The 18,047-nt window shown below is 45.3% G+C and carries 15 protein-coding genes; 1 reads left to right on the top strand and 14 read right to left on the bottom strand.

From position 1 onward, the window contains the following. Positions 1-43 precede the first annotated feature (43 nt). From RB151_RS02475 to RB151_RS02435, 9 genes are all read right to left on the bottom strand, one after another. Positions 44-532, bottom strand: coding sequence for a MarR family winged helix-turn-helix transcriptional regulator (locus tag RB151_RS02475; RefSeq protein WP_048608822.1), 489 nt, complete (start codon positions 530-532; stop codon positions 44-46). A 73-nt stretch (positions 533-605) separates the two neighbouring features. Continuing rightward, entirely contained in the window at positions 606-1,361 is a 756-nt protein-coding gene (locus RB151_RS02470) for a maleate cis-trans isomerase family protein (RefSeq protein WP_042848448.1), read from the bottom strand. Between the two features lie 4 nt (positions 1,362-1,365). Then, entirely contained in the window at positions 1,366-2,388 is a 1,023-nt protein-coding gene (locus RB151_RS02465; RefSeq protein ID WP_071547660.1) for a carbon-nitrogen hydrolase family protein, read from the bottom strand. A 9-nt stretch (positions 2,389-2,397) separates the two neighbouring features. After that, positions 2,398-3,309, bottom strand: a complete 912-nt coding sequence (locus RB151_RS02460) for a fumarylacetoacetate hydrolase family protein (protein WP_071547659.1) — start codon at positions 3,307-3,309, stop codon at positions 2,398-2,400. Between the two features lie 96 nt (positions 3,310-3,405). Then, positions 3,406-4,533: a cupin domain-containing protein gene (locus RB151_RS02455; protein WP_042848452.1), complete on the bottom strand. Its 1,128-nt coding sequence runs from the start codon at positions 4,531-4,533 to the stop codon at positions 3,406-3,408. Between the two features lie 29 nt (positions 4,534-4,562). Continuing rightward, positions 4,563-6,863, bottom strand: a complete 2,301-nt coding sequence (locus tag RB151_RS02450) for a bifunctional salicylyl-CoA 5-hydroxylase/oxidoreductase (protein ID WP_225833170.1) — start codon at positions 6,861-6,863, stop codon at positions 4,563-4,565. After that, positions 6,860-7,300: an acyl-CoA thioesterase gene (locus tag RB151_RS02445; protein WP_048608768.1), complete on the bottom strand. Its 441-nt coding sequence runs from the start codon at positions 7,298-7,300 to the stop codon at positions 6,860-6,862. The genes RB151_RS02450 and RB151_RS02445 overlap by 4 nt, the downstream gene beginning before the upstream one ends. A 9-nt stretch (positions 7,301-7,309) precedes the next feature. Further along, the gene (locus RB151_RS02440; RefSeq protein WP_048608769.1) at positions 7,310-8,818 is read right to left on the bottom strand and encodes an indolepyruvate oxidoreductase subunit beta family protein; all 1,509 of its coding nucleotides are present in this window, start codon (positions 8,816-8,818) and stop codon (positions 7,310-7,312) included. 10 nt (positions 8,819-8,828) lie between these two features. Beyond that, positions 8,829-11,027, bottom strand: a complete 2,199-nt coding sequence (locus RB151_RS02435; RefSeq protein WP_071547658.1) for an indolepyruvate ferredoxin oxidoreductase subunit alpha — start codon at positions 11,025-11,027, stop codon at positions 8,829-8,831. A gap of 756 nt (positions 11,028-11,783) precedes the next feature. Between RB151_RS02435 and RB151_RS02430 the strand changes: the two genes are divergently transcribed. After that, entirely contained in the window at positions 11,784-12,791 is a 1,008-nt protein-coding gene (locus RB151_RS02430; RefSeq protein WP_042848460.1) for an AraC family transcriptional regulator, read from the top strand. Positions 12,792-12,859: 68 nt separating this feature from the next. Here the strand turns inward: RB151_RS02430 and RB151_RS02425 are convergent, their stop codons facing one another. The 5 genes from RB151_RS02425 to RB151_RS02405 all read right to left on the bottom strand — a co-directional run bounded on the left by RB151_RS02425 (position 12,860) and on the right by RB151_RS02405 (position 18,044). Further along, positions 12,860-13,756: a SphA family protein gene (locus RB151_RS02425; RefSeq protein ID WP_042848548.1), complete on the bottom strand. Its 897-nt coding sequence runs from the start codon at positions 13,754-13,756 to the stop codon at positions 12,860-12,862. A 72-nt stretch (positions 13,757-13,828) separates the two neighbouring features. Then, complete coding sequence (locus RB151_RS02420) at positions 13,829-15,448, bottom strand: phytoene desaturase family protein (RefSeq protein WP_071547657.1); 1,620 nt, start codon at positions 15,446-15,448, stop codon at positions 13,829-13,831. 3 nt (positions 15,449-15,451) lie between these two features. Continuing rightward, positions 15,452-16,234, bottom strand: coding sequence for a cyclase family protein (locus tag RB151_RS02415; RefSeq protein WP_042848463.1), 783 nt, complete (start codon positions 16,232-16,234; stop codon positions 15,452-15,454). 14 nt (positions 16,235-16,248) lie between these two features. Continuing rightward, a complete protein-coding gene (locus RB151_RS02410) occupies positions 16,249-16,785 on the bottom strand; it encodes a flavin reductase family protein (RefSeq protein ID WP_225833164.1) in 537 nt (178 codons plus the stop codon). A gap of 14 nt (positions 16,786-16,799) precedes the next feature. After that, positions 16,800-18,044, bottom strand: coding sequence for a styrene monooxygenase/indole monooxygenase family protein (locus RB151_RS02405; protein WP_048608776.1), 1,245 nt, complete (start codon positions 18,042-18,044; stop codon positions 16,800-16,802). Between the last annotated feature and the right edge of the window lie 3 nt (positions 18,045-18,047).

The following is an 18,047-nucleotide window of genomic DNA, read 5'->3' as shown; positions in this document are numbered from 1 at the left end:
CATCATTATTAGACTATTGACTGTTCTTTTAAAGATACTTTGTTTATTCACTAGTTTTATCTGTATGACGTTTATCTATATTGTTCCCCTCAAAACTATGGCGCTCAATCAGCTCCCGCAATATTTGCTTAAGCATTTTACTTTTACGAACACCTAGCGGTGCTAAAACAGCTTCTTCATGCTGCTGTGCTGCGATAAGGAGATCATCAACTAATGACATCCCGCTCGATGTCACGCTAACTAATGTTATTCGTTTATCACTACCATTATGGTTATTATGGCGGATCACATGCCCTTGCTGTTCAAGTCGTTGTAGCACACGTGTAATTGTTGGCTGCTTACTCACTGTTTTTTGCGAAAGCTCAGTAATCCCCATAGACCCATTACCTGCTAATGTGGATAACACCCGCCATTCCAATACAGAAAGCCCTTTGGTTTCCACGGTCGCGTGAAACTCTGAAGAGACCAGCATCCAAGCCTGCCCAAGCAGGGCAGGCAAATAATGATCAACAAAAATTTTTGAATCTGGCATTTGCTCCCCTTGATAAGCACTATGCATTAAATCACCGCCCCTCAAAGAGTAACAGAAAAGAGCAATAATTCAGCTAAAACTTACCATTTAGCAATGAACCAAACCCACCAATACCAGTCTCTAAACCCAACTTTTTCAACATCATATACGTGGTAGCCACCGAAGACGATAATACGGGTAGCCCTACGCGGTCTTCAATAAGCTGTATTGACGGTAACGAAGGCATCTGTACGCAAGCGGAAGCCACAATAGCATCCACTTGCGTATTCAATTTTTTGGTGATTTCAACGGGAGCTAGCGGGTTTTGCCGCCCCACATCCAAGTTATCAGGGATTTCTAGTGAAATGCTATCCACCACTTCAATGCCTTCATTTTCTATGTAATCAATCACTAACTGTGTGAGAGGTTTCATATAGGGCGTTAAGATAGACACTTTTTTTGCCCCAATAGCTTGTAACCCTTCCACTAATGCCCCTGCACTAGTTACAACTGGAGCTGGATGGCCATTATCCATGGTACGTTGAAATAAGCGTTTTTCAGAGACCCGATGGTAACCGTTCCCCATGCTCATGATCGCCACTAGGCAAGCATATCCCAGCACATCTACAGCAGCATCTGACAATTCAAGTGCGCAGCGGTCGCTATCTGAATCCATTTTTGCCAATTCGTCTTTGGTGACTTTTTGCATCCTCATACGGCTTGAGTGGAAAGTAAAACGCTCAGCAAATAGAGCTTCCCTAGCCCGTAATATAGCCGGGATCTCCGTTTCCATCGTGGTGTTGGATGAAGGTACAATTTGCCCGATCCGATATGTTCGCACTAAATTCATTGCCCTACCCCCCAAACGGTTCTTCTGAGCTGGGAAAAACATTTAATTCATCGATATCTTGCCCTTGGTGATTAAAGCGTGCAGCAGTCAGCGGGCGACGATTTACCTGTAAATCAAAAATATCAAACCGATTATAGTGCCCAGTAATATCATGCATTTGCCGTGGCTGAATACAACGATTCAAATCAATCTCACCATACACAATGCCTTCTTTGTCAACCAATGGTTCACCAATCACCCGCCCATCAGGGCCGATAATGCCAGAAAAAGCACTATTAGGCCGCGCCAGTAAGTCACGGGCTTCTGGATGAGAGGCAGACATCGCCTCAATAATTTCCTCTGATACTGTTGAGCAAGCAATAATGGTGAATACTTTGCCTTCAAAACAGTGTGCAGAAGCGCGCAGACGAATAGCATCCGCCATATCGTAATCTTTTGGCGCAACGGGTAAAGCAATATAGCTGGCGATATGCACTAATTCCCCTTGGGCTAATAAAGCAAACCTCGCTAAGGTATTGGTATTTTCCCCACACGCTAGGGCCCCCAATGGCCCAATACTCGTTTGGTGCACTTTTAATGAAGAGGCATCCCCATTGGCCCACGTCAGTTTTTCCGCCCATGTCGGTACCAGTTTGCGATGACGGCCTAAAATTTGCCCCTCATCCGAAATGGTGACTAATGTATTGTACAAAGTCGCGATGCCTGTAGGGCTGCGCTCATTGACCCCAATAACAACGTTAATGTGATGGCGTGCCGCAGCTTGCGCGACTTTTTGAATTTCCGGCCCCGGAACTTCGATTGCCGATTTACACAGTTTTTCAAACCACGGACTGCCGTCAATTGGGTTCATTACCCAACTCCAATACGGATAGCCTGCAATAAAAACCTCTGGAAAAGCCACTAATTTTGCACCGTTATCTGCGGCTTCCTCAATTAACCGACACACTTTATCCACAGTTGCGTCAGTGTCTAAAAAGACAGGAGCCGCCTGTACTGCTGCTGCTTTAAAACATTGAAGTTCTAACATGCTTCCCCCTTACACTGACACAACCGGATGACGCAATTCACCAATGTGTTCAACATAGGCCTCTATCACATCCCCCGGCCAAACCCACTCTTGAGGAGAGCGCCCCGCACCAACCCCCTCAGGCGTCCCAGTAGCAATAATATCCCCTGGCTCTAACGTAATACCTTGGCTGATATCTTCAATCAATGTATTCACATTGAATAACATATGACGGGTGTTTGAATCCTGTTTGGTCACACCATTCACTTTTAAGTTCAGGTTTAAATTATGGGGATCAGGGATTTCATCAGCAGTTACAATACATGGGCCAAACGGTGCATAAGTGTCTTGCCCTTTAGAGTAAATCCATTGCCCAGCACGGCGGCAATCACGCGCACTCATATCTATCATCAAGCTATAACCAAATACATAATTGAGGGCATCTTTAGCTGCAACCCTTTTCGCACGAGTCCCAATGACCACAGCAAGTTCGACCTCCCAATCTAATTGTTGGGTGATCTGCCCGTTATGTTCGATAGCATCTCCAGGGCCAATTACGGTCGTTGGCGGTTTAGAAAAAATAACCGGTTGTTTAGGCAATTCTTTCGAAGTATCTAAAGTACGACTGGACTCAGCAACATGCTCTACATAATTTAAACCTATGCCAAAAATATTTTTACGCGGACGAGGAATAGGCGCTAAAATTTTCACATTTTGCACTGGCCATGCCGTACCCGCAGGAAATAACCCTTGGTAGATATTAAGCAACTCATTACCCACGCGTACGCCTTGAGGGCCTAAATCAATAAAATCCAACATATTATCTGGTAGATATTGCCCCTGTTCTTCAGCTAGACGAGCTAAATCCACGACTTGCTGGTCAACAATAGCCCCTAAACGAGCAGCGGCAGTTACATCAGAACGGTAAGTTATTAAGCGCATATGATTTCTCCTTGAGTGCCACTTAGAATTGCACTCAGTTTCACGTAAAATTAGTTAATTAAAACCAGACAAAATTGTTATCAATAACTCAGCCTGTTAAGAGGCCACCTTTTGGTGCCCATCGTTATCTACTAAGGCTTCTTCGTAATACAGGCCTAAAGACTGCATCACGGGTAAATCATTAAAACAAAACAGACATGCGTCATCCGTTTGTGAAATATTGACGTGTTCATGGAACATCCACGACGGTACGCAGAAAATGTCACGCTCTTGCCAATCAAAGCGCTGGCCATTAATCACTGAATAACCTTGGCCTTTCGCAACTTGATAAATAAAGCTCCCCGTATGGCGATGGGCTTTGCCCACAAACCCCGGTCGTAGCAATTGCATACTAGCCCCAATTGTCGGCATCACTGCCCCTCCCGTTAATGGGTTGGTGTAGTGCATCAAAATGTCATCAAATACCGAGCCATCCGCGACTTTTGCCGCACGACGTAATGCATCGTAAGTTGGCCCCCATTGGTATTTAAATAATGGGGAATACGGTTTATCCCAGCCGATATCATGTGGCCTTAACGCAGTGCCGCCCCACATGCCAACAGGGTAATCAAGTGGGCGTGTCTGTACTTGGTGTAAATCAGGGTGAACTTTATAGAAACCGGCTTCCATGGCATTAACCAATGGAATATCAAGGCCATCTTGCCAAATGCACGGTAAACCATCTTCCGCTACCCCATGCTCATGCCATGTGCCGTTAGGTGTGAGTACAAAGTCGTTAGCTTCTAGCATCATTTTCTGCCCTTCTACGATGGTATAAGCACCACGACCTTCCATAATAAAACGCAACGCCGAAGAGGAATGAGCATGAGCAGAAGCGGCTTCTCCGGGATGCATGACTTGCAGACCGGAATACAACCACCCCACGGCGGCCGCCACATCTTGACGACCGGGGTTATTCAGGTAAATCACTCGACGCCCTGCTTTTTCTGGGGTCACTAATTCCACCGAACGCAACACATGCTCACGTAGGTCACGGTAACGCCACAAAACTGGCACAGAACTAGACTGAGGTTGCCACGGCTCTATTTTGTTTGCGACTGTCCATAAAGCGCCAGTTTTTAGTGCATCCAGTTGTTGGTAATACGCGACAAGTTCAGGGGTGTCAGCTACATCAGCTCGACCCGCCACATTTTCACGATATTGGTCATGGGACTGTGTTCTCATGCTATTTTCCTCTTCATTTGCCAACGCTCTTAGCGTGACCTCAACGATTGGGTAAGCTGTTGGCGCCCGTATTCATACGCTGCTGGCCACTGTGTTTCCCAGCCATAGCGAGCACATTCATGTAATAACCATGCTGGGTCAGATAACAATGGACGCGACAATGCACATAAATCTGCCCGCCCTGCTGCGATAATGCTGTTAACTTGGTCAGCGTCGGTGATCGCCCCAACGGCGATCACCGGGACCCCGGCTTCGTTACGAATGCGGTCAGCCATTGGTGTCTGGTACATCCGGCCATACACCGGCTGCTGTTGCGGCGAAACCTCCCCTGAAGAACAATCCACCATGTCGACTCCCACTTGTTTCATCGCACGAGCAATTTGCACCGCATCATCTACAGTGGTCCCCCCGTCTACCCAGTCGGTACTGGAAAGACGTACTGACAATGGTTTTGACCACACTTGGCGTACTGCGCTGATCACTGCCAATGGAAAACGCAGGCGATTTTCTAACACCCCGCCATACACATCGGTACGTTGGTTGGTTAATGGAGAAATAAAGCTCGACAGTAAATAACCATGACCAGCTTGTAATTCAAGCCAATCAAACCCTGCTGCCTCAGCACGCTTGGCAGCAGCGACAAATTGGTTAGTTATTATTGCCATTTGTGCTTCAGTAAGTTCTGCCGGTGTTTGTGAAATATTGGGTAAATACGGTAGAGCAGAAGCAGAAACTAGTGGCCAGTTCCCTTCTTTCAGAGGGTGATTTTCATTTTCCCAACCACGCTGAGTTGACCCTCGACGCCCTGCATGACCCAATTGAATACCAATTTTGGCACTGGTATTTTGATGTATAAAAGTCGTTATGCGCTGCCAAGCCGAGACTTGCTCGTCATTCCATAACCCAGCACACCCCTCAGTGACACGTGCATCTGGGGCGATAGCCGTCATTTCTGCCATGACTAACCCTATTCCTCCTAACGCACGGCTCCCTAGGTGTACCAAATGGAAGTCTTCAACCACGCCTTGATTGGCGCTGTATAATAAGGTCGGTGAAGCCACCACACGGTTACTCAAGGTAACCCCACGTAACTGATAAGGTGTCAGCATTGGCGGTATATTGACTGGCGGTGTGACACCCGCTTGCGCGGCGAACCACTGTTCGTATTTTTCCAGCCAAGGAGTATCACGAACACGCAGATTTTCATGGGAAATACGTTGAGAGCGCGTTAACAAAGAATAAGCAAACTGCTCGGGAGCAAGGTTTTCATAGCGGCTAACATTTTCGAACCACTCGGTGGAATTACGCGCCGCATTCTGAATTTTCAGGACTTCCACGCTACGTACTTGCTGATAATGTGCTAGCCCATTGCGTAAATCACCTTTTGCAGTTTTCAGGCTTTCACACAGCTCAATCGCATCTTCTAAGGCTAATTTGGTGCCTGAACCGATAGAAAAGTGCGCAGTGTGAGCCGCATCCCCCATTAACACGATAGGTACATCTTTCCCTGATGTTGGTTGAGTCCAGTGTACCCAGTTATCACAAATGACCCGCGGGAAACGGATCCAAATTGCTGCGCCACGTAAATGCGCAGCATTAGCCATCAATTTTTCCCCTTCAAGCCATGGAGCAAACAAGTTTTCACAGTAGGTAATCCCATCTTCTTGCGACATCTGGTCAATACCTGCTTTTAGCCAAGTTTCTTCTGTCGTTTCAACGATAAAGGTTGATAACCCTTCTTGAAATTGATAGGCATGAACTTGGAACCAACCGTGTTCATTTTCGGCGAATAGGAAGGTAAATGCATCGAAAATCTTTTTAGTACCTAACCAAACAAAACGGCAACGACGCGGGTCAATATCTGGTTTAAATACCTCTTCATAACGCGTACGTACCGCGCTGTTAATACCATCGGACGCAATGACTAAATCGGCTTGGTACTGACGGGCGATGTCTTGATCGTCCGTGACTTGAGTTTCGAATACTAGCTCGACACCTAGTTCAAGGCAGCGGTCTTGCAAGATATTGAGTAATTTTTTACGCCCTATACCAATAAAGCCATGCCCCCCACTGCGGTGGCAAGTCCCTTTGAAATGCACATCAATGTCATCCCAGTGACTGAATTCCGCAGCAATGGTCTCTGCCGACTCAGGGTCTGCACGGCGTAAGTTATGCAGTGTTGCATCTGAAAATACGACCCCCCACCCAAAAGTGTCATATGGCCGATTGCGTTCCACTACCACAACCCGATTTTGAGGATTTTGCCGTTTCATCAGTAACCCAAAGTATAAGCCTGCAGGCCCACCACCAATACATACAATATTCATCATATTTCCCCTTTTGCGCTTACGGGTTGTTGAGCAGTTAACGCCTGATACAGAATGTCGGGTATAGGAATAGCTTGATGTGTCACTAGCGAGGTGGTGACATAAGTTTGTGTCACTTGCATGCGTAATTCCCCCTCTCGCCCTATGCAGCGCTGACGTAAGGTCAAAGATTTGCTACCAATACGTTCGACATGAAGCTCTAGCATCACTTCATCCCCCATACGGCTAATCGCGGTAAACTCAGCGTCTAAGTGCACGGTCGGCAACCCAAACCGTTGTTCAAGGATATAACCGGCAAACCCTTGAGGAATGAATTCATCAAACCAGTGTTCAAGTAGGTTGTTAAACATCACAAAATACTGGGGATAAAAAACGATCCCAGCAGGGTCACACTGCGAAAAATGAATTTTATGTGGTCTAGAAAATTTCAGTAAGCTCATGATTTACCCTTAATTTATAGCCAGCCGTTGGCGACATTTTTCTAATTCTTTTCCATGTTCATCAGCCAATGCAGCTTCACGCAGTTCCCGCAAATTAATTGGCGCTAACTTGCTACCCTGCTGGGCAACGATATCCATTAATATTTGGAAATTACGCAACCCTCGAGCATGTGTATCGCTATACCCCTTAACCACACGCTGGCACTGCGTAATTTCTGCAGCTAGTGCAGGGTTGGTTTGTGCAGCCTGAGCCACTAGCTCTAGCCACTTTTCAATCCGTTGTGTTTCAAGTTGATAACGTAACGTCGAACGCCGTCCTTTTCGCCAAGCAGCTAATAGATACAACTGTAAAAAGCCAAAGAAAGAACTGGTAGTGATGGTGCGCCCTTTTTCTGTCACTTTGCGAAGCGCTTTGTGTAACCAATGTGGACGCATTAACCAGCGACCTAAATTTTTGGGAAGCGTTTCGCAGATTTCTTCAATGCGTGGATGCATAAATTCATTGATATTCAATAATTGGTTATCTTTTGCCTGTACTTCATCGCGTACTCGCGCAAATCGGCTATCACGGATTTTCAGGTCAGCCACACGGATGGTGTCCTCATAAGACATCCAAAGGGCCAAATGGCGTGCAAGTGCCCGCTGTAACCGCTCATCTTGGCCACCATTTTGCGCAAACAGGTTATTAAGGCGATTCAAGTACAACGTGGCATAAGCAGGGTCTTGGTAATCAATAAGCCGACGGATGCCTTCGGTGACCAGATAATGCACATGAGGAGAAAATTCATTTTCGACACGCGCTAGTAACGCTGAAACTTGCTTGTTTTTAGGTGTATGTATCACGTTTTGTGCTGATGGCGCTTGGTAAGGCTCTTCCGGGTGTACTGACTTTTCAGCACCTAATGCGAAAGCACGCAAGCTTGGTTTTACACCGACGCCACCACGAACAATCGTTTCCTCAAATTGCGTGCGGCTAAAGGGTAAGACCCCTGAACCAAACAACGCACCAAATAGAACCGCGCTGATGACACTGCCTGTATCCTGTGCCGCTTGTGACATATCAAAATGAATAAACTGGCGGGCAGATGAACTTGCGTGACGAATAAGTGCTTGGCTATCAACGCGCCCATCTCCCATCGCTGACTTTTCAGCAATTGAGTAAACACGGTGTGTCGAGCTGATTAAGGTCGTCCGTTCTGGTGTAACAAAACCCCGTTGAACTGCTCTGCCCGCTTCCATTAACTCAGAAGCCAGTACTACATCAACATCACCCGGCATAGGCATCAGGGCTAAAACTGGGCGTGGCGTTTGTAAGTTATCTGCGCCAGGAAATAACTCGACATAATAAATCGTCGCTCCCGTACGCTGGGCAACACCAGGTACTGAAGTTGTTTGCGCAAAATAACCATTTTCTTCGCCTAGATTGACTATCCAATCCGCAAGAACTCCGCCACCTTCACCACCCATCGCTAAAATCGCTATTTTGATGGGCTGCAATGCTATTGAGGATGAAAGCATTTATTCCCCCTTAAAAACTGAATTGTTCACGACGACGCGAATCACGACGTTGTAAATAACCAATAAACCAACCACGAATACGGTGGCATAGCTTGTCCCAGCCAGTTGGATTAGTGATAATCTGGGCTTTAAAAAATGAAGGGCATAAAACAGCGGCATGAGAAACCTCACCGCATAAGCCGCAGCCCACACAGCTATCCATTACTGTTGCAACTGGGTCAGTTCTCAATGGGTCTTGGTTGGGCTTGATGGATAAAGATGGGCACCCTGATAAACGAATACAGGAGTGATCTCCCGTACATGTATCAGGGTCGATACCGAAACGTTCACGCACGACTCGTTTACCCGCAGCAACATCAGTACGAACCTTTTTCTTTTCACGTCGCTGTTTATTCAACATACATTCGCTTTGTGCAATGAGAACTTTTGGCCCTTTCTCATCAGTAGTTAAAGCTTCACGTAATGTGTTAGTCATGGTTTTCAGGTCATAAGTGTGTTTAATGGTTTTAACCCAATTCACACCGACCCCTTTCACGGCCTTTTCGATTTCATGGCCCGTGCTACGCGTTGGGTTTAAAGCGGTTGATGAAAGAATATCTTGTCCACCCGTTGCTGATGTATAGCTGTTATCAACAACAATGGTTAAATTATCACTACGATTAAACACGCTATTCGCAATACCACTGGTTAAGCCGTTATGCCAAAAGCCGCCATCACCCATAACTGAAATAGCGCGCTTCCCTGCTTTTGCATTCAAGGCCGCAGCACCCGCACCTCCCAGCCCATATCCCATGGTGGTATTACCTAAATTAAAAGGAGGCAGTATGGAAAATAAATGGCAACCAATATCTGCACTGACATGGTGTTCACCCAATTCACATTCAACCAGTTTCATCGCAGTAAAAATAGGCCTTTCTGGGCAGCCAGTACAAAAACCGGGTGGGCGTGCATGTACCGAGCTATCTAATGTTGGCTCTGCTGCATTCACATATTCAGGTAGAGGGTCATCAAGCTGTTGAGTGGCAATGTTAATGGTTGGAATACGGATTTGCTTTGCAGCGGCTTTAACTTGAGGCTCAATTTTTCCGTAATGTTCAAGGAAAGAACGCAAGCCAGCAAGCACAGTCGCTGTATTGTATTCACCTGCCATCGGCAACATATCCTTGCCATGTAATTCAATATCAATATTTCGTTGGCGTAGGATATTTGCTACGTTTTGCTCTACAAAGTTCGGTTGCCCTTCCTCTAGAATAAGAATGGCCTTTTTATTGCGGCAAAAACGCTCAAATTCATCATCAATTAGAGGATAGGCCACATTCATCACGTATAACGGTATTTGGCTGTTACCAAAAACATCCGCTAATCCAATTTGGTTTAAAGCGCGGATCAACGTGTTATAGCACCCCCCTTGTAATGCAATGCCCACATCTTCTGCGTCTTCAGCAAAAAATTCATTCAGCTCACGCTGTTGGATAAATTTAATTGCAGCAGGCCAACGTGCTTCAATTTTTTCTTTTTCGTGCAAGAAACTTGCTGGCGGCAAAACAATACGGCTAACGTCTCTTGTCGGGTTTTCGAGGGCATCTTTTACGGTAAATTTAGGGTGTTGATTATCAGAGCAAATGAATTGCCCATGAACATGGCAAGAGCGAATACGCATCTGTAACATGACAGGCGTATTACTCGCTTCAGAAAGATCAAACCCATCTTTTACCGCTTGAACAATAGATGGCAAATTAGGACGAGGGTCAAGTAGCCACATTTGAGACTTCATCGCGAAAGCATGGCTACGCTCTTGCATAATAGACGAACCTTCGCCGTAATCTTCCCCAACAATGATCAGTGCCCCACCCAGTACCCCGCCAGAGGCTAGGTTTGCTAGAGCATCAGAAGCGACGTTAGTACCCACAGTTGCTTTAAAAGTTACTGCTCCGCGAAGAGGATAGTTCACGGAAGCCGCGAGGGTTGCGGCCGCCGTTGCTTCACTGGCACTGTTTTCAAAACGTATTCCATACTCAGATAAAATATCTTGTGCGTCAGCAAGTACATCCATTAAGTGTGAAATAGGCGCACCTTGGTAGCCAGCTACATAAGAAACACCTGATTCCAATAGTGCTTTTGTGACAGCAAGAATGCCTTCACCACTAAACGTTTCCCCTTGCCCTTGTCGTAATTTTTCAACTTCTTGTATAAACGATCGCTCAGCCATTTTTACCTCACCCGTAAACGTCAGAACGTTTTTATCTTTTTTGTGTTTCTTTCTTGTATCCTTTTTGTTAATGAAAGGTCAATCCATGATTAATCATGGATATTAGATTTATGCAGAGAGTGGATAAGGCTTGCAGATAGGGGACAAATCGCCAATGAAAACAACTAGAAAATACTCTTTTTCAGCAAAATAACTGAAAAGAATTAACCTCAAAAAATAAATTAATGATGCAACAAATAATATAATTGCAGTAAATAACCCCTATAAAAATAAAGGTATTAGCTATTTAATTCAACATAACAAAACTAATTAGATAATTAAATTGATAAATTCACTAATCGATAGATAAATAGAAACAACAACATGATAAATCATGAATAATTAGCTAATTAAATTATTAAAATAACGTTATATTTTATATTGTTAGCACCATCACAATAACCACATAGTTTCTATTTTTTTGCATTTTTTGGATAGTTTCTGCACGTTTTTAGCTAGGTAAGGAAAACTGTTTATGCTATGTTCAATTCACATTTGGTTAAAAAATAATTAATGAGATGTTAATTAAAAACGGAATATAACTGCTTTTACCCTGAATAGTGGATCACTCTTCTCTTAAAAAGAAGTGTCACATCATTAATCGTATACAATAACCATTTGAATTAATTTATAAAAAATATAAAAAAAGATAACAATGCAGCTAAAGATTGACCAAATATGAAATAAAGCTGAAAAATAATTTTGGAGGTACCTCCGATGTTGAGCAACTCGTGGCCCCATTCACCTGCACCTCAGATTGAAAATCAGCTCTGTTCTTCCGAGCGCTTATTGTTTACATCCGCAGATCCCGAGGAGATCAAGTCCATGGTTGGTCGGGTGATGAAGCCCCATCAGTTTCATTTACTCAACCCACATCAACGCCTTGATGCCCGTATGCATTATATTCCCATGGGGGATATTTCGCTGAGCCGTCTACGATATGGCGCTGACGTTACTATTGCTCCAGGGCAACTGCAGGACTTTTTCCTAGTACAAATGCCGTTGTCTGGCAGTGCGACCATTGAAAGTGGCGGAAAATGTATAGAGTCCACACCACAAATGGCATCGTTACTTAGCCCAGAAGAATCAACAACCATGCGTTGGAATAGCGATAACGATCAGTTTATGTTGCGTATTTCTCGCTCCTTACTAGAACGGTCTTTAGTTGGCCAGCTAGGACACACTTTAGATAAACCATTAGTTTTTCAGTTGGGTTTTGCATGGCAATCCTGTATTGCATGGCGCACCTTAATGAATTACTTAATTGAATGTGCTACACGTACACCGGATCTACTACAACATAAGTTGATCACCACACAAGTTGAGCAATTGGTTTCTGTCACTCTTCTCTCCACCCAAGGCCATAACTATACTGAAGATTCTGGAATGCGCAGAGCCACAATCCGTCCTCGCCATGTCAGGCGTGTGCAGGAATACTTAGAAGCTCATGCCCATGAACCTATTACAGTTGAGCAACTAGCCCACATTGCGGGAGTCAGTTTACGTAGCTTATATGCTGGCTTTAAAGAGTTTTTAGATATTAGCCCAATGCAATATCTACGCGATTTAAGAATGGAACGGGTAAGAGCCGAACTGCTTTCTGGGGAAGCGACCAGTGTCACGGGAGTCGCATTACGTTGGGGATTTGCTCATATGGGACGTTTTAGTGCGGAATATAAACAACGATATGGTGAAACGCCGAGCCAAAGTCTGAAAAAAGCCTAAATGATGTCTTACACAAAGCCCTACATCGCTATTTTAACACGGTGTAGGGCTTTAATTAATTATACTCGTTAGAATGGAATGGCCGCTTTTAAATAAATTTGCGATCCTTCTGGGCGGTTTCTCACTTCAAAATCTTTTTCCCATTTAGCCGTAAATAACCAGCCTTGAGGGTTGGCATAACGAATGGATGGCCCTATCGAATAGGCTCGGGCTTTTCCTTGTGCTGAATTTGGCCCACTATCATTTGTTGTTTGCATAAAAGCATACCCGCCAATCCCTGCAACCCAACCATTTCCAAAGCCCCAGCCTAAGCCATAATCAGCATGAAATGCTTGGCCTGAACGTGTTTTTGTATCGTTATTACGGAAGTTAAAATCATACATCATTTTTAAATCGGCATTCACACCAATTGGGGGAATATAACTTATTGCCCAGACAGGCTGTAATGCCCAGTAATTTTTCCCCAGACTTGATGGGTCAGTTTTACTGTATTTCCCTGTTGGGGCGTAGGCATCTAACCCCACCACATAGTGTAAATCTGCCGATGGATGAAAACCTAAGGCTGGTCCAAATGTCACATCGCCAAGGCCACGGCTGTTGTCTTTCTGACCTGCTGCCTTTGCGGTAACATCCAATAATGGCACAATCGTATGGAAAGCTAAGTCACCACCAAACACTTTTTGGTCTGTCACCCAAATCAGCCTTGGCGCTAATACATTCACATTTACACTAAAACCCGGCACAGGGATTTTATCCCCTTTGTTATCGCGAATACTGTCATAATGCGCATTTCCACCATATATCAGTACATGGACACCTTGTGGTGGTAGCGCCCCTGACATAAAGTTTTCGAGACCATCGGGATAAACACCTAATCCACCACCTTCGGTAGCGACCGCACCAAATGAAAGAATACTGAGACACGAACCTGCAACAAGCCTACTGATTATTTTTGTTTTCATCATATTTCCTGCCATAGTGGGTTGTCTTACTGTGTGTGCTTTGCCTGCGATAGTACAAATCCATTGCTGATTTATTTATGTCCTACGTTTGACTGCCAATTTTTGTGCAACAAGGTAACCAGAGCCACCACCAAGCCCGGGGCCGGGATGTGTTGATGCGCCAATATGAAAGAGATTTTTTACTGCTGTTTGATGTGCTTTTGTTTGCCCCGTCGCCGCAAAAGGACGTAACCAAAAGAATTGGTCTGGTGAGCAAGTCCCTGAGTAAGGATCACCGCCGACGAGATTGCAGTTATAGCGTTCAAGATCAGCTGGAGAAATCGCTTTACGGCCGACAATCAGTGAAGAGAACCCCGGCATAACTTGTTCTAAACGCTGCTGTATCCGATCAGCTACTGCTTCACGCACTTGCTCATTCCACTTTCCATCTTCTGGAATTGAAATTTCACCAGCACTATCACCTTTTAAGGTGCGAGGAAGCTCCTGCATTTGAACCCATAAAATCCACCCTCCATCGGGGGCTCTGCTTGGGTCAAGCGCTGTCGGCTGACCAATACCAAACGTCGGTTTATCAGGTAAGTAACCGTTATTCGCTTGGGCCACAGACAAACAAACCTGTTCCATACTTTCCGTAAAATGAACCAAAGGAACATGAAGAAGCTCAGGGTTACACCAAGGAGGAGGAGCACTCAGTGCAAAATGGATTTGCATCCCCGCACGCCCATAACGATAACCGTTTGACCTTTGCTTTATTTGTGGGGAAACATTATCAAGATCAAGCAATACGCCATATAACTGAGTCGGGGTAACATTGCATATCACGCTCTCTGAAGCGCTAATGTCCTGCCCATTAGCCCTAACCCCTATTGCTCGGCTATTCTTCCCGAGGCCTTGAGTAATAATTTTTTCAACGTGCATCCCTGTTTTGAGCTGCCCACCATGGGCTTCGATGACCTTCGAAAACGCCTCAACAATGCGCTCGCTCCCACCTTTTACAACAGGCATACCACCAGCAACTACCGCTGCAAATGTGAGTTTCCCAATTAGCGCAGAACTCGCTTCATCAGGCCCTAACCCTGTATGTAATACCCAAGGCGCCATTAAAGCTCGGCTAAAATCATGTTGTAGCTCACGCTCAGACCAACGGCGAAAGCTTTCTATTCCAGACTTAGCAAAATCCAATAACCCATCTACACCTCGTTTGCGCCATTGCGAAAATAATAATTTCAACATGCCCGCACTGTATGGGTTTTGACCTAATAAACCAAATGTCAGTGCTGCGTCTTGGTTAAATAGCGTCTCTGCCATTTTACGAAATGCCGTACCGTCTCCCGGTGCTAAACTATCAAGTTGCTTTGCTGCTTCAGCAATATCGCGCTTTAATGCAACAGACTGACCATCTGGCTGAACTAACCCTGTCGAATAATCACATTGGCAAAACTCTAAACCATATTTTTTTAAATAAGGTTCGAGTTCCTGATAACCGGGACTGCCTACGAATAACGAATACCAGCAAGACAGTAAGTCGTGGGTATACCCCTCAAATAAATTTTCAGTACGAATGCAGCCCCCTAAGCGGTCATTACGCTCTAGAACCAGTACTGATTTACCGCGTACCGCCAATAAAGCGGCACACATTAATGAGTTCATCCCGCTGCCAACAACAATGACTTGAGGGTGAGAGTGTGTTGTCATAAATCACCCCACCAGCGCTAGTACACGTAATGGGCTACCTGAGCCCCCTTCAATTTTTAAAGGAGCGGCAACAATGACGACGCCAGTTGCAGGTAATTTATCGAGGTTTTTTAAACATTGCAGGCCATATTTATTGCTGCCATGCATCAATGTGTGACAGGGATATGCAATTGGCCAACGATAAGATTGCCCTGCATCAGTATTAATAGTCTCAACACCAAACCCTTTCACATCACGCTCATGAATAAGCCACTCAACCGCTTCTTGCGATGGTCCGGGTGTGTGTGCACCATCTTCGTGCATATTTACATATTCCACAGGGTTATCGGCCTTTTTTGACCAATCCGTCCGAAATAATACCCATGCCCCTTTTGGGATTTTGCCGTGTTTGTGTTCCCATTGTTGTAGAAACTCTACCGTCAGTACCCAATCTGCATTGTTAGCCACTTCTTGGCTGGCATCGACCACAACCGCTGGTGCCACAAAATTTTCGACAGGGATCGTATCTACGGTATTATTGGCTTGGTCTTTGCCGCTTATCCAATGAATAGGTGCATCAAAATGGGTTCCTGTATGTTCCCCACAACTAAAATTATTCCAATACCACCCAGGGCCGTTATCATCGTAGCGGGAAATTTGTTCCATACTAAATGACCATACTTGCCCAAATTGTTCGGGTAACTGCAAGGCAGGAAACGATGGGGATAATGTCTGCGTCAAGTCAACAACGCGAATATTGCCCTGTTGCAATTCTTTTACGAATGTCATCAATGCTGGCTGGTTCATAATCTCTCCTACACCTAAAGGGCTTCATGTAAAGCGGTAAACGTGCCACCATGGAAAACCAGCGGCTTACCTGTTTCACTGCTAATCCGCCGAACATGTCCCACCATTAATAGGTGATCACCGATATGGTCTTGTTTATGATTTTCGCAAACTAAGGTGGCTATCGCGCCATGTAGCGCGGGGACACCTTCTGGCGTTACATGGGTCGCCACATCTGCAAATTTATTTTCGATGCGTGGGTTAGCAAAACGCATGGCCAGTTCTTGGTGCTCTTTACCTAAAATATTGATAGTGAAATGACGGCAATCACGAAACACAGATAAATTTGGTGAATGGTTAACTAGGCTCCATAACACCAATGGTGGGTCGAGTGATAACGATGCAAATGAGTTAATTGTTAACCCAACGTCACGGCCATCCGCTGCACGTGTGATCACAACCGCGACCCCTGTTGGATAACAACCGAGTAAATTGCGCAAGGCTTTAGGTTCAAATTCGGTATGGCCCCATTCCCTATCACACATGAATGTATCCTCTGCAATCATAGACATATTGGACTCCCCTTTTAGGCTCGAGCTTCTTCCATCATTTGTGATTGGATGTAAGCCTCGCAAGCTGCCCCATCTTTCCACCAAGGAAATAAGACTGGTGGGTAGTTGAATGCATTAGCGATAGTATGTGAGAGAGATGGCAACTGTTGAGCGGCATCCAAGAGATGTAAAATATGCGGTTCAGGAGGAGCCAATAAAGAGTTTGTCCACTCAACAACATAGCGACCATATTTCCAGAATTGTTCGAAAGTGTCGTTCATCCACTGGGCGGTATAAGGTTTATCTCCATGCGCTAAGATAGCGTCATAGTAAACTTTGCTGGCTTTCGTCGCATTGTTTGAACCTTGCCCTGTCAACGGGTCATTGGTGACTAGCGCATCACCTAAGCCGAACACAATTTTACCTGATGGCAGCGTTAACACGGGCTTACGCACTGTCGGCGCAAATCGTCCCGCTAGAATACCGTTATCATCTGTTAGCTCAATGTTATGGCAGCGCTCCCCTTCCCATGGTAAATAGGTGTTAAGGATCTTTTTACTGTAAGCCAAATGTTCTTGGGGAGTACGCGCCTCGTTCCATTGGTCCATTGGCCCACCGGGGACCCCTTCAAAGACCATAATGTGGCAATCACCGCTGTTCGTCAGAGAAGGGAATACGAAATATTCACCAACTCCAGGGATCAAGTTAAATGAAACTTGTGAATATTCAGGGGTTGGTAACATGCCGTGGACATAGGTCAATGCCAAAGCTCGCTGAGGTTTATCATACGGCGAACGGGTTTCATCACGCTCAAGGAGCTTGACTATTTCACCTTTGCCCCCTGCTAATATTACTAAATCATGGGTTTCCGCTAGGCGTTCGAGCTCTGCAATACCCACATCTTCAATACGTAAATTACCGCCACGAGCCGCAAATAGCTCCATCCAATATGGCATTTTGATACGCTGATCAACGGCTTGCGCATAGTTATCTAAGCGAGACCGCCATGTGATGGCTTTTTCACCCGCTTTTTCTGGATGTGGAACCGTAAAACCAATACCTTCAACGGGTGGGCAATCTTCTTCCCAAAAATTTAGCCCTAAATCACGCTCAAATTGTAGTGAAATATCGAACATGCACTGGCTCGACATCACACGGCCTTTTTTCACATCATCTGGCGTACGGTTTGTTGCAACTGTGACTTCATAGCCTTTATCGAGCAAGCCTAAAGCTAATGGCATACCCGCTTGACCACCACCTACGATAGCAATACGACGCATAGT

This window comes from Providencia rettgeri (genome assembly GCF_001874625.1).
Lineage (GTDB): Bacteria > Pseudomonadota > Gammaproteobacteria > Enterobacterales > Enterobacteriaceae > Providencia > Providencia huashanensis.
The sequence above is the reverse complement of the archived record's forward strand: the minus strand, read 5'-3'. Positions and strand labels throughout refer to the sequence as shown.